Origin of the sequence: Nonomuraea jiangxiensis (assembly GCF_900099965.1) — a bacterium.
In the GTDB taxonomy this organism is placed as follows: Bacteria; Actinomycetota; Actinomycetes; order Streptosporangiales; family Streptosporangiaceae; genus Nonomuraea; species Nonomuraea jiangxiensis.
The window spans coordinates 109,408-122,637 of sequence record NZ_FNDJ01000022.1 but is presented as its reverse complement, the minus strand read 5'-3'; the positions used below and the strand labels follow the sequence as shown (position 1 = coordinate 122,637).

The 13,230-nt window shown below is 69.2% G+C and carries 12 protein-coding genes; 5 read left to right on the top strand and 7 right to left on the bottom strand.

Going from position 1 to position 13,230, the window contains the following annotated elements:
* Positions 1-46: 46 nt before the first annotated feature.
* The 5 genes from BLS95_RS38175 to BLS95_RS38155 form a co-directional block, all read right to left on the bottom strand.
* Positions 47-619, bottom strand: coding sequence for a GTP-binding protein (locus tag BLS95_RS38175; protein ID WP_090943275.1), 573 nt, complete (start codon positions 617-619; stop codon positions 47-49).
* Positions 600-965, bottom strand: coding sequence for a DUF742 domain-containing protein (locus BLS95_RS38170; RefSeq protein WP_090943272.1), 366 nt, complete (start codon positions 963-965; stop codon positions 600-602). The genes BLS95_RS38175 and BLS95_RS38170 overlap by 20 nt, the downstream gene beginning before the upstream one ends.
* Positions 962-1,369, bottom strand: a complete 408-nt coding sequence (locus tag BLS95_RS38165; RefSeq protein WP_090943269.1) for a roadblock/LC7 domain-containing protein — start codon at positions 1,367-1,369, stop codon at positions 962-964. Before BLS95_RS38165 ends, BLS95_RS38170 begins: the two co-directional genes overlap by 4 nt.
* Positions 1,370-1,382: 13 nt before the next feature.
* A complete protein-coding gene (locus tag BLS95_RS38160; protein WP_176993600.1) occupies positions 1,383-3,512 on the bottom strand; it encodes a sensor histidine kinase in 2,130 nt (709 codons plus the stop codon).
* 163 nt (positions 3,513-3,675) lie between these two features.
* Positions 3,676-4,533, bottom strand: coding sequence for a PrsW family intramembrane metalloprotease (locus BLS95_RS38155; protein ID WP_090943263.1), 858 nt, complete (start codon positions 4,531-4,533; stop codon positions 3,676-3,678).
* A 198-nt stretch (positions 4,534-4,731) separates the two neighbouring features.
* Between BLS95_RS38155 and BLS95_RS56130 the strand changes: the two genes are divergently transcribed.
* The gene (locus BLS95_RS56130; RefSeq protein WP_176993599.1) at positions 4,732-4,890 is read left to right on the top strand and encodes a hypothetical protein; all 159 of its coding nucleotides are present in this window, start codon (positions 4,732-4,734) and stop codon (positions 4,888-4,890) included.
* 74 nt (positions 4,891-4,964) lie between these two features.
* Positions 4,965-5,639, top strand: a complete 675-nt coding sequence (locus tag BLS95_RS38150) for a hypothetical protein (RefSeq protein WP_143044017.1) — start codon at positions 4,965-4,967, stop codon at positions 5,637-5,639.
* A gap of 36 nt (positions 5,640-5,675) precedes the next feature.
* Here the strand turns inward: BLS95_RS38150 and BLS95_RS38145 are convergent, their stop codons facing one another.
* Positions 5,676-7,712: a glycosyltransferase family protein gene (locus BLS95_RS38145; RefSeq protein WP_090943258.1), complete on the bottom strand. Its 2,037-nt coding sequence runs from the start codon at positions 7,710-7,712 to the stop codon at positions 5,676-5,678.
* 131 nt (positions 7,713-7,843) lie between these two features.
* Positions 7,844-8,974 (bottom strand): non-hydrolyzing UDP-N-acetylglucosamine 2-epimerase, encoded by a 1,131-nt coding sequence (gene wecB, locus BLS95_RS38140; RefSeq protein WP_090943255.1) that lies wholly within the window; start codon positions 8,972-8,974, stop codon positions 7,844-7,846.
* A 173-nt stretch (positions 8,975-9,147) separates the two neighbouring features.
* Between wecB and BLS95_RS38135 the strand changes: the two genes are divergently transcribed.
* From BLS95_RS38135 to BLS95_RS38125, 3 genes are all read left to right on the top strand, one after another.
* Positions 9,148-10,713: a glycosyltransferase family 4 protein gene (locus tag BLS95_RS38135; protein WP_245765531.1), complete on the top strand. Its 1,566-nt coding sequence runs from the start codon at positions 9,148-9,150 to the stop codon at positions 10,711-10,713.
* Between the two features lie 121 nt (positions 10,714-10,834).
* Positions 10,835-12,097, top strand: coding sequence for a nucleotide sugar dehydrogenase (locus BLS95_RS38130; protein WP_090943249.1), 1,263 nt, complete (start codon positions 10,835-10,837; stop codon positions 12,095-12,097).
* A gap of 19 nt (positions 12,098-12,116) precedes the next feature.
* Entirely contained in the window at positions 12,117-13,205 is a 1,089-nt protein-coding gene (locus tag BLS95_RS38125) for a glycosyltransferase (protein ID WP_090943246.1), read from the top strand.
* Positions 13,206-13,230 lie beyond the last annotated feature (25 nt).

The following is a 13,230-nucleotide window of genomic DNA, read 5'->3' as shown; positions in this document are numbered from 1 at the left end:
GGCCGGGGTCCGCGCGTCCTTCTCCGAGCCGAGCGGCCCCCCGGCGCTAGTTGGCCGAGGCGAGCGTCCTCAAGGAGTGCTCGACCAGCGCGATCATGACCTCCTTGGCCGAGGCGCGCCGGCGCACGTCGCACAGCAGCACCGGCACGTCGTCGTCGAGGTCCAGCGCGATGCGCACGTCGTCGATGCTGTGCCGGGCGGCACCGTCGAAGCAGTTGACCGCCACCACGAACGGCGTTCCGCGCTGCTCGAAGTAGTCCACGGACGGGAAGCAGTCGGTCAGCCGCCGGGTGTCGGCGATCACCACCGCGCCCAGCGCGCCGTAGGACAGCTCGTCCCACATGAACCAGAAGCGTTCCTGCCCCGGGGTGCCGAACAGGTAGACGACCAGCCCCTCGCGGATGGTGATGCGCCCGAAGTCCATCGCCACGGTCGTGGTGTTCTTGCCCTCCACCCCGTCCAGGTCGTCGATGCCGATCCCGCGGTCGGAGAGCACCTCCTCCGTGCGCAGCGGCTTGATCTCGCTGACCGCCCCGACCAGTGTGGTCTTGCCGACACCGAACCCCCCGGCGATGAGAATCTTCAGCGCGACGGGGTCCTCAGAGAGCACGGAGTCCATTGATCACTTCCTTGAGAATGCGCTCATTCGACCGCGCCCCTACTGCCGGAGGCGACGTCACCGAGATGAGGGCTTGGTCACGCAGGTCGCCGAGCAGCACCCGGACGACACCGACGGGCAGATCGAGCTCGACGGCCAGGTCGGCCACCGAGATCGGACCACGAGCCGCCCGCAGGATGTGTCGCTCTTCTGGGCCGAGCTCGCCAGACGGCGGGTCGCCGATGGCACGCACGGTCGCCACGAGGTCGAACGCGTCCCCGGAGGGGTGCGTGCGGCCGCGAATGAGAGCATAAGGCCGGACGACGGGTCCCGCCTCCTCATCCAACCACTGCGGGCTGTCGCTCATGACTTTCCGGCACGCGGGTTGGTGGTGATGTGCTGGCCCACCCGCTTGACCAGCATCGCCATCTCGTAGGCGATGTGGCCGACGTCCACGTTCGCATCGGCGATCACGGCGAGACAGGTGCCCTGTCCCGCCGCGGTGACGAACAGGAACGCCGACTCCATCTCCACGATCGTCTGGCGCACGTCCCCACCGCCGAAATGGCGTCCGGTGCCCCGGGCCAGGCTCTGGAAACCGGCCGCCACTGCCGACAGATGCTCGGCGTCATCCCGGGACAGGCCCTTGGAATAACCGATCGCCAAGCCGTCGGTCGACAAGATGGCCGCCTGACGCACCGCGGCGACCCTGGTGGCAAGGTCGTCCAGCAACCAGTTGAGCTCACCGGTGTTGGTGGTCGGCACACTCATGCATCCCCCTTAATCATGGCCCCTCCTCAGAGGCTTCTTCTCTGGCGCGTTGGGCGCCCCGCTGGAAGGCGGAGAACAAGTCGCGTACCTCTTCGGGAGAGCGTTCGGCCGGCTCCGCCTGCTCGGGCGCCGTGATCTCCGGCCGTTCCGGCTCGGACGGCGCGTCCTGGAGCTGCGGCGCCAGATTGGCCTGGCGCACTCGCCTGGGCAGCCCGGCGTGGGTGCCCGAGGTGACCACCGCGAGCGCCTTCTTCCTCGTACGGCTGGGCAGCGCGGCCCGGTCGCCGCCGTCGCCCGCGGCCGGCTCCGCCGGGTCGGCCAGCACCGTACGCGGCACGAGCACGATGGCCGTCGTGCCGCCGAAGGGCGAGCGCCGCAGCATGACCTTGACCCCGTACCGCTCGGCCAGCCGGGCCACCACGAACAGGCCCAGCCGGTCGCTGTCGGCCAGGTCGAACGCGGGCGGGGCGGCCAGCAGCGCGTTGAACGTCGCGTATTCAGCCTCCGACAGCCCGAGCCCCCGGTCCTCCACCTCGATGGCGTAGCCGTTGCTCACCAGGTCGCCGCGTACCTGGACCAGGGTGGCCGGCGGCGAGTAGATGGTGGCGTTCTCGACCAGCTCGGCCACGAGGTGGGTGAGGTCGGCCGCGGCGGTCCCGTCGGCCGCGCCGTCCGGCATGTTCTCGACGGTGACCCTGGTGTAGTCCTCGACCTCGGCCACCGCGGCCCGGACGATGTCGATCACCGGCACCGGCCTGCGCCAGGCCCGGCCGGGCGCGTAGCCGGAGAGGATCATCAGGCTCTCGGCGTGCCGCCGCATGCGGGTGGTCAGGTGGTCCAGGCGGAAGAGCTCCTCCAGCCGGTCCGGATCGTGCGTACGGCGCTGCATGCCGTCCAGCAGCGCCAGCTGGCGGTGCAGCAGGCCCTGCTTGCGCCGGGCGAGGTTGAGGAAGACCTGGCCGACCCCCCGCCGCAGCGCGGCCTGCCCGACGGCGGCCGTCACGGCGGTGCGTTGCACGGAGGCGAAGGCCCGGGCCACGTCGATGATCTCGGCTGAACCGCTCATGTTGATCGCCCCGACCTCCTTCCGCATGTCCACTTCCACGTCCTCGCCCTTGCGCAGCCGCTCCACGATGTCGGGCAGCCGCCGTCGCGACAGCTCGACCGCGGTGGTGCGCAGCCCTGCCAGCTCCGCGGCCAGGCGACGACCGAAGCGTACAGAGATGATGATCGACGCGAGCACCGCGATCAAACCGAGGCCGCCCGCGACGGAGATCTCCACGATGGTCCGCGTGGCCGCTCGGGAGGCGCGGGCGGCCAGGGCGTCGGAGGAGGCGACGTTGAGCTCGTCGAGCCGGCTGGTGAGCCGGTCGATCGTCTCGTGCCAGCCGGCGGCGTCCGGGGGCGGCGCCCCGGTCTTGACGATCCGCGCCTCCATGGTGGCGAAGGTCAGGAACGGCTCGGTGGAGAAGACCTGCACGTACGGCCGGCGCAGCTCCACGTCGAGCCCGGCGAGCCCGCGTGCGTGCAGGAACCTCCTGGAGGTCGCGTACTCGGTGAAGGCCGCCACCTCCGGTTCGGTGAGCCGCTTGTCGGTGAGCGCGCCGAGGATCAGGGAGTGCTCCCTGGCGATGTACTCCCTGGCCATGCCCACGGCCTGCAACGAGGACGCCTGCTGGTAGATGTCCAGGTCGGAGACGGCGACCAGGTGGTCGTAGAGCAGGAAGGTCGAGTCGAGGATGCGGTTGTACTCGTTGAGCCCGTCCAGGCGGGAGCCGAGGCCGCCGTCGATGTCGGCCCTGATCGGGCCGAGCCGGTCGAGCTCGGCGTTCAGGTTGCCGAGCGGGAGGCGCGCTTCGTCGCTGATGGCGTTCCCGGCCGCGATGACGGCCTGCCGGAAGTCGTCGACCGACTTGTCAGTGCGGGCGCGCTGGCCGTCGAGCACCGCGGTCAGCTCACGCGTTGTGAGCACCTCCGAGGAGCGCGCTCGTTCGGCCTGCAACTGAAGTCCCAGGTCGATGGAGGTGACGCCGAGAGTCTGGTACAGCGTGTTCGCGCGGAGCAGTGACTGCGCGTCGCCCATGGTCAGGTTGAGGACGAAACCCCAGAGCGCGCTAAGAGACAGAAGGGGTAGCAGCAGCAATAAGAAGATCTTGAACCGAATTGACCGGTTTCGCGAGCGCATGTCCCAACCTCGAGTCGGGGGCATTTCCACACCTTGTGTAAATAACCTCCGGAAGATCGCATAGGAGACTAGCACCGTTTATGGCTCCGGCGCAGTGGGAGGAACACGTTCATTACCGTGATTATTGATGCCTGATCCTCCGGTCCCGGCGGTCCGAGCCGAGCAGCGCCGTGAGCCACAGCAGCCCTACCAGCGAGATCACGATGAGTCCAGCCCAGTGCAACAGCGTGTACACGTGCATCTGCCAGTCGGTGACGCCCGGGACCCGGCCGATCCGCAGGAGGTCGAACTGCCACGGCTGGCCGAACAGCACCAGGGTCACCGCGATGGCGATGGCGGTCATCGAGTCCCACAGGGCGTGCAGCAGCGAGACGCCGAGATAGCTCAGCACCACGGGGGTGGTGATCCGCCCGCCCCTGGCGAACAGCACGCCGCCGAGGATCGCCGTCCACAGGCCGTGCCCGACGGGCGCCAGGATGCCGCGTAGCACCTCGGTCTCGACGAGGCCGGGCAACGACAGGCCCGCCGAGGTGAACAGGGAGTTGAAGGCGTACCCGGCGCTCTCGAAGCTGGAGAAGCCGAAGCCGACGGTCCCGCCGAGCACCACGCCGTCCCGCGTCGTGCGGTAGGTCATGCGCCGGCTGACGAACATGAGCGCGGCCAGCTTGACGCCCTCCTCGATCAGGCCGATCAGCAGGAACATCGTGATCGAGGGCCGGATCAGCCAGCTCTCCAGCAGCGAGGCGCCCAGTACGCCCAGCACGCCGCCCACCACGAACCCCTTGAACAGCAACTCGACCGTGACCCGTGGCGTGCGCCCCCGCCCGTACGCCCACACGACGAACGTCACGGGCACCAGGAAGCTGCCGAGCAGCACCAGGGTCGGCACCAAGTTGGAGTTCCTGGTCGTGGCCGTGACGATCACGGTGGCCAGCCACAGCACGAACCCGGTCAGGAAGATCCGCGCCCACAGCCTCATGGCGCGATCTTCGGCAACCGCCGCCGTGGTCGCGCCGGGGCGCGCAGCGCTTCGAGGAACTTTTTGCGCGGCCTATTACCGCGAATGCCCGTTTGGAGTTAGCGCCCGGAATATCCGGACCGCGATCACGAACTGTCCACCGGTACTCGCGCTTTGCGATCGGCGCCCTCACCGTCGAGGACCTCATGCTCGACCGACGTGGCGGAGCCGCCGGCCAAGGCGCTCACCTCCGGCGGCGCCGGCCTGGGCCTGGGCGGAGCGTTGCCCGACGGTGACGGTCACCGCCACGTCTCGGGCGACGGCACCAATGGCGGCGAAAGCGAAATTACTCGTAAAACCGCTGAATCCCGCGAATAGCGACGTTACTCGGCCCCCTGCTCGCCCCTTCCTCTAGCGTTTTCAAGAATGCCGCCAGTGGAATTGGAGAATCCATGCGTAAGACGATTTCTGGCATATGTCTGGGCATGATGGCCATGGCCGGATGCTCGGCGGAACAGCCCGCCTCGGCGCCGGCGCACTCTACCCCGCCCTCTCCGTCGGCGGCCGAGACGGCCAGGCTCCGCTCCGCGCTGCTGCCGGTGCCCAAGGGCATGCGCGTCGCGTACGGGCCGGAGCTGGGGGCGTTCGGCTCGCTCAAGTCCACCCAGCAGGGCCTGGCGGCGGTGCGCCAGGCGAAGCTGCAGCGGCCCGAGTGCGCGGGCTCGGCCCAGCTCGACGCCGACCGGCCGGACGTCGCCAAGGCGCCCGCCGCGGTGATCGCGTTCGCCGCGGACCGCGGCTCGATCACCCAGGCGGTGGTGTCGATGCCGTCGGCCGTCTTCCCCGATCCGCTGCCGCGGGAGTGCGCCGACTACACCGCCGACGTCGCGGGCACCAAGGTCGCCTACAGGACGCGGGTGCTGGCCATGCCGCCCAAGGGCGACCAGTCGCGGGCCTACCTCACCAGCGCCAAGGGCGGCGACCAGAACGCGGAGATCGGCTCGGTCATGATCAGGCGGGGCACCATGATCATGAGCATGCTCGTGGTCGGCAAGCAGGTGCAGCCGCAGGGCCTGTACGAGCTGGCCCGCCTGGCCGACCAGAACCTGGCCCAGGTCGCCAAGTGACCGCCCGCCGGGCGGCGGCACCAGGCGGCCCGCGCGTCAGATGAGCACGTGCGCGTCGGGCCGGCCGACGAAGGAGAACTGGGCGTTGCGGGTCAGCTTGATGTGGTCGGCCTGCCAGGTGTGCATGCTCGCGTCGGCGCTGCGCCAGTAGACGAAGTTGAAGCGGTCCGCCGAGTAGATCTTGACGGAGTCCTCCTTCAACCGCCGAACGAGGTGGGTGTCCTCGCCCCGGGTGAGATCGGGGAAGCCGTACGAGCGGAACATGTCCGCCTTGCCGAGGAACGTACCGCCCTGCACCAGGAACGAGTAGCGGTGCTCCAGCCCGGGCAGGCGCAGCATGGTGGTGTCGCTGCCCTCGAAGTACGCGTAGTGCGCGCCCTTGCCGACCAGTTCGGCGTCGGAGTAGTCGAACGCGCGCACCAGGTCCGACAGGTAGTGGTCGCCGTAGAGGTTGTCGTCGTCCATCTTGGCGATCAGGTCGCCCTCGGCGGCGGCGATGCCCAGGTTCATGCAGGCGCCGAGCGACAGCGAGGAGTCGGCGGGCAGCACCACGACGTCCGTGACGCCCGCCATGCGGGCCTTGTCGGCGACCACCACGGGGTCGATGTCCAGGCCGTGCAGCACCATGACGAGCTGCAGCGGGCGGTGGATCTGGCGGGCCACCGAGGAGATCGCGTGCTCGATCTGGGCGGCGCGGTTGGTGGGCAGCACCACCGAGATCGAGCGGGACCTGGGCTCCACCGGCCGGCCGAGGTCCTGGAGGATCTGGTCCACGCGGTGCGAGAACAGGTGCTTGTCGAACACCTCGCGCATCGCCAGGTGCCCCATCCGGGCCCGCAGCTCGGGGCTGTTGATCAGGTGCAGCACCTGGTTGTAGGACTCGATCGGCTCGCGGGCGATGGGCACCAGCTCCCCGAACGTCTCCTCGATCGCCCGCGACCACCCCGACACGACGGGCGTGGCGCACGCGGACAGCTCGAAGACGCGCCGGGCGCACATGGTGGGCGAGTCCAGTACCGAGTTGACGTTGAGGAAGACCTTGTACATTCGGTACGCGGCCAGCATCTGGTCGTAGGGCAGCTCGCCCACGATGTGCGGCCGGTACTTCTCCGGCCAGGCGTACTTCTCGTCCACCTCGCCGTTGCGCGCGAAGATGTGCAGGCCCAGCTCCCTGATCGGGTCGAGCACGGTCTCCATCTGCTCGCGGCGCTCGGGGTGCTTGTCACGGAAGTACATGCCGGCGAAGACCACGTCGTGCAGGCGGCCCTGCTTCTGCTGGATGGGGTTGTGCACCCGGGGCTGGGCGGCGAACTGCAGCACGTCCACCCGGTCGTGTCCCAATATTTGCCGATATTTCGGCAGCATGTCACCGTCGCAGGTGAACACGTAATCGAACAGCTTGGCCGTGTCGATGAAGAAGTCGAAGTTCGGCGGGTCCTCCTTGTTCCAGAAGACCGTCGGGATGCCCTCCCTGCGGCACCAGGCGACCAGGTCGCGCAGGGGCTCCTTGGGGGCGTTCGTACCGGTCATCTGGTAACGCCAGCGGCCCTGGTTCCCGTGCCACGCCGACTCGCAGAACAGCAGGTCGGGCCGCTTCTCCGCGAAGATCTCGCGCCAGTCCTTGAGCCCGAACTCGATCTGGTCCCACTCGTAGCGGAAGGCCATCCTGGAGAAGTCGTCCAGGATCACCGCGACCTTCAGGTCCGGCCGGTTCACCGGGCCGCCCGGCCACTTCACCGGCGGCACCTCGACCAGCGGCGGCCGGTGGTTGGCGATCTCGACCGCCTCGGTGACCGGCATGGGCGGCTTGGGGGCCTTCTCCTTCGAGCGGACCGCCTCGACGATCTTCCCCGGGCTCTTCGAGCCCAGCGCCTCGCCCAGCTTGAACGTCCGCTTGGCCTGCGTGGCCTCCAGCTTCCAGGTCGCGTACGCGGCCTTGGCCTCGGCGATCTCCAGCCGCCGCCGCAGCTCCCTCACCTCAGCCTCGAACCGCTCGACGACTTTGCGCTCCTCCGGCAGCCAGTTGACGGGGCCGAGTCGCTGGTAGGTGGGCTCTTCGGGGGTTTCGGCCATGGTGATACGCCTATCGCTTGGGAGGGGCCGCCAAGAAACCTGCTCGTTGGACTGCCGTCCCGCTGCCGTGCCTGATCAAGGTCCGCGTCGCAGGTTTCTGATCGGAAGTCATATTACGGCGGACATGGGCGTTATTCGGGGCGTTTGCCCTGAGAGGCGGGTGCCAGGTTGTCTCCCTTGAGCCAGGCGGAGATCACCTTGGCGATCCGCGGCCCGGCCGCGCCGTCCCACAACACCGGCAGCTCGCCGGCCGGGGTGACCGCGCCGTCGGCCAGTGCCTTCTCCGCGGCGGCGGGCAGCAGGGCGGGCGTGACCAGCCGGTTCGTGCCGTGGGTGATCGTGATCGGCCGCTCGGTGTTGGGCCGGACGGTCAGGCAGGGAACCCCCAGTACGGTGGTCTCCTCCTGCACGCCGCCGGAGTCGGTGACGACCAGCGCGGCACCGCGTACGAGTGAGAGGAAGTCCACATAGCCCAGCGGGTCGACGACCTTGACGGTCTCTCCGTCCACCAGGCCCGCCTCGGCCAGCCGTATCTTGCCGCGGGGGTGGATCGGCACCACGACCGGGATCTGCCGCGAGACCTCCAGCACCGCGTCGACCAGCTCCTTGGCGGCCTGCGGGGTGTCCACGTTCGCGGGGCGGTGCAGGGTGGCCACGGCATAACGAGCCGGTATGGCCAGCCGCTCCACCACCGGGGCGGGGTCCAGCGACGGCAGCGCCGCGTACAGGCTGTCGATCATGGGGTTGCCGACCAGGTGCAGCTTGGCCGCGGGCACCCCCTCGTTCGCCAGGTAGGCCAGGGCCTCGGGCGAGGTGGCGAACAGCAGGTCGGCCAGCGCGTCCGTGACGACCCGGTTGACCTCCTCCGGCATGCCGCGGTCGAACGAGCGCAGGCCCGCCTCCACGTGCGCGGTCCTGACGCCCAGCTTGGCGCAGACCAGGATGGCGGCCAGCGTCGAGTTGACGTCGCCGTAGACCACGACCAGGTCGGGGTCCTGCTCGGTGACCACGTCCTCCAGGCCGACCAGCAGGGCCGCTGTCTGCTTGGCGTGGGTGCCGGAGCCGACCCCCAGATTCGCCACCGGATCGGGCAGGCCGAGGTCGGCGAAGAAGACGTCCGACATCAGGGCGTCGTAGTGCTGACCAGTGTGGATGATGCCCTGCCGCACGCCGAGTTCGTCGAGTGCCCGCACCACCGGGGCCGCTTTCACGAAATTGGGACGAGCGCCCAATACGTGCAGGACCAGGGGGTTCTCCCTCATTGACCTCGCCTTTCATAGCGGAAGGGAAAAAACGCTGCCTATGGTACGGTCCCTGCGTGGCATCCGACGCCAGTCGTCAAGACTCCTCCCGTTCAACCGACAGGGTCTCCGCGAAGTCCGCCCGTGCCGGCGTCGGGGGACTTCTGAAGGGCTTCGTCCGGCACCCGATCATCGTGACCCGCGTCGTCGCGACGAAGGTCAAGTCGGACCCCGTCCGGGTGGCCCAGGCCGCAGCCGACGCGCTCCCGCCCCGGCTGCGCCCGGTCGTGGGCACCCTCGCCTGGCCCGCCGCCCGCCAGGCCCGGCGCGCGGTGCGCAAGCTCGGCATGCGCATGATCAAGGCGCCGTGGAACGAGGCCAAGGAGCACTGGGACGCCGGCCGGGTCAGCCAGGCCGCCGAGGTGCTCGACGCCCATGCGAAATACCCCTTCGTCAAGCGCCGGGCCGCCTACTACCGGGGCGAGCTGGCCGCGATCAGCCCCGACCCGATCCCGCCCGGGCCCAAGGTGGCCGTCACCGAGCGGGTCGAGGGCCGGGTGCTGCACCTCGTCACGAACGCGCTGCCGTACACGCAGGCCGGCTACACCGTCCGCACCCACCGCATCGTCACCGCCCAGCAGGCCGCCGGGCTCGACCCGCACGTGGTCACGAGCTGGGGCTGGCCGATGCTGCAGGGCCACGCTGACGCGCCGGCGTTCGAGGAGATCGACGGCATCCCCTACTACCGGCACATGCCCGACGGCCACGACGAGGTGCCGTTCGAGATGCGCGGCCGGATGATCAAGGGCGCCGAGGCGGTCACCCGGCTTGTCGCCGAGCTGAAGCCGCAGGTCCTGCACGCCGCCACCGACCACCGCAACGGCTCCGTGGCGCACGCCGTGCGCGACAGGACGGGCACGCCGTTCGTCTACGAGGTACGCGGCTTCCTGGAGGAGACCTGGGCCTCCCGCGACCCGATCCGGGTCGGCAGCGAGCGGCACGTGCTCCAGCGCGAGCGTGAGGCGTTCCTGATGCGCTCGGCCGACGCCGTGGTCACGCTGGCCGAGACCATGGCCACGGAGATCGTCGAGCGGGGGGTGCCGCGCGAGAAGATCCACCTGGCGCCGAACGCGGTGGACGACTCGCTGCTGACCGCCCACTACGACGGGGCCTCGTTCCGCACCGCGTACGGCATCCAGCCCCACGAGATCGTGGTCGGGTCCGTGTCGAGCATCGTGGCTTATGAGGGGTTCGCCACATTGCTCCGGGCCGCCGCTCTGCTGCGCGACGACGACACCCCCGTACGGGTGCTCATCGTGGGCGACGGCACCGAGCGCGAGAACCTGCTCTCGCTGGTCGCCGAGCTGGGCCTGAAGGACGCCGTCCTGCCGGGCCGGGTCGGTCCCGAGGAGGCGCTGCAGGCACAGGACGCCATCGACGTCTTCGTCTGCCCGCGCGAGGACCTGCGGGTGACCCGGCTCGTCACGCCGCTGAAACCCGTCGAGGCGATGGCCCTGGGCAAACCCGTCGTGCTCAGCGACCTGCCCGCGCTGTCGGAGTTGCTCGGCTCCTCCGACGGGGCCGGACTGCTCGTCCCCGCGGGCGATCCGGCCGAGTTGGCCAAGGCCATCGCGGGCCTCAGGGAGGACCCGGACAGGCGCGCGGCGATGGGCGAAGCGGGCAAGGCCGAAGTAGCCGCGAAGCGAACGTGGAGCCGCGTCGCGGAGACTTATCAAGCTCTATACCGGTCTCTGGCCTAATGATGACCTTCATGAGGGCTGTCTCTTGTGACGGGTTCGGTCGCATTAGGCGTGAGCTAGGTGGACTTGAGATAACCTTTGCGACCATGAAGTGTTGTATCCGGCTCCCTAAGGCACAGCTGTGACAGAAATCGACTTGGCTGTCATCGGCCTGGGCTACGTCGGCATGCCTCTCGCCAAGGAGGCGGTGGCCGCCGGCCTGCGGGTCGTCGGCGTGGACGTGGATCCCGGCAAGGTCGACGCTCTCAACACCGGTCAGTCCTACATCGATGACCTGACCGACGCCGACCTCGAGCACATGCTGGCCAACGGGTTCCGTGCCACGCTCGACGCGACCGTGCTGGCCAGGAGCAACACGATCGTCATATGTGTGCCCACCCCGCTGGACGAGGACCACCGCCCGGACCTGTCCGCCGTGGAGGGCGCGACCAAGACCGTCGCCGACAACCTGAGCAAGGGCACGCTCGTCGTGCTCGAATCCACCACCTGGCCCGGCACCACCGACGAGGTGGCCAGGCCGTTGCTGGAGACCTCGGGACTGGTCGCCGGCGAGGACTTCCACCTGGCCTTCTCGCCCGAGCGCATCGACCCGGGCAACCCCAAGTTCGGCCTGCGCAACACCCCCAAGGTCGTGGGCGGCTACACGCCGACCTGCCGGGACCGGGCGACGGCGTTCTACGGGCAGTTCATCGAGCAGGTGGTGCCGGTCAGCGGCACCCGCGAGGCCGAGATGGCCAAGCTGCTGGAGAACACCTACCGGCACGTCAACATCGCCCTCGTCAACGAGATGGCGATCTTCTGCGACGAGCTCGGGATCGACCTGTGGGAGTCGATCGAGGCGGCGGCCACCAAGCCGTTCGGGTTCCAGAAGTTCCTGCCGGGGCCGGGCGTGGGCGGGCACTGCATCCCGGTCGACCCGTCGTACCTGTCGTACACGGTGCGCAAGCTCGGCTACCCGTTCCGGTTCGTGGAGCTGGCCCAGGAGATCAACGAGCGGATGCCCTCGTACGTGGTGGCCCGCGTACAGCGTCTGCTGAACAGACATAAGAAGCCCGTAAACGGCGCCAGAGTCGTTATGCTCGGCGTCACCTACAAACCGGATATCGCCGACGAACGCGAGACTCCGGCCCTTCCGGTGGCGCGTGCGCTGCTGGAGCTCGGGGCCGAGCTCACATTCGTCGATCCGTATGTCAAGGAGTGGGCGGTCGACGGCACACCCGTGCCGCGCGAGGAGGATCTGGCCGAGGCCGTGATCAACGCGGACGTGACGCTGCTGCTGCAGCAGCACGCCGCGTTCGACCTCGACATGGTCGAGGCGAAGGCCAGGCTCGTGCTCGACACCCGCGGCGTGCTCGCCGAGGGTGAACGCGTCGAGCGGCTGTAGCGACGGAGGGCTGCGCGCAGTGCACGTGCTCGTCATGACGGTGGTGCATAACCCCGAGGATGCTCGGATTCTGCACAGGCAGATTCGTGCTCTGGTGGATGCCGGTCATGAGGTCACGTACGCAGCGTCGTTCACGGCGCACGGCGTGGTCCCCAGACCGTGGGTCAACGGAGTCGATCTCCCCAGGGCCTCCCAGCGCAAGCGGGTAGCCGCGGTACGCGCCGCGCGCCGGTTGTTCAGACGCATGCGGAACAAGGTCGACCTCGTCCTCATCCACGACCCCGAGCTGCTGTTCGCGGTCTGGGGCGTGCGCAACAGGCCGCCCGTGGTGTGGGACGTGCACGAGGACACCCCGGCCACGCTCTCGCTGAAGCCGTGGCTGCCCTCGCCGCTGCGCCCGCCGGTACGTTTCCTCGCCCGCGTGCTCGAAGGCACCGCCGAGCGCCATATGCACCTGTTACTGGCCGAGACCGCCTACGCGGGCCGGTTCAAGCACGCCCACCTCATCGTGCCGAACGAGACCTGGGTGCCCGACTCCGTCACGCCGCCGGGCGACGACCGGGTGGTCTATCTGGGCTGGCTGTCGCGGGCCAGGGGAGTGGCCGAGGCCGTCGAGGTGGCGAAGCTGCTGCAGCCCTACCGGGTGGGCGTGGAGCTGATCGGATACGCCGACCCGCAGAGCCGTCCCGTGCTCAACCAGGCGGTCACCGAGGGCCTGCTGGAGTGGCGCGACTTCATGCCCAACGACGAGGCGCTCAAGCGGCTCGACGGCGCGCTGGCCGGGCTGTCACTGCTGCACGACGAGCCCAACTACCGGCACTCGATGCCTACGAAGATCGTGGAGTACATGGCGCACGGCATCCCGGTCATCACCACGCCGTCGCCGCGCGCGGTGGAACTGGTCGAGCGTTACGACAGCGGCGTCGTGGTGCCCTGGCAGGACCCCAAGGCGGTGGCGCAGGCGGTGCTGACGCTGCGGGACGACGTACGCGAGCGGCGGGCGCAGGGTGCACGCGGCTACGCGGCGGCCAGGGCGAACCACCACTGGCCCAACTCGGCCAAGCGTTTCGTCGCCCAACTGGAGTCGTGGGCCGGGGTCAAGCCGTAGACATCGAGGGCGGGTAGGTTCCAGA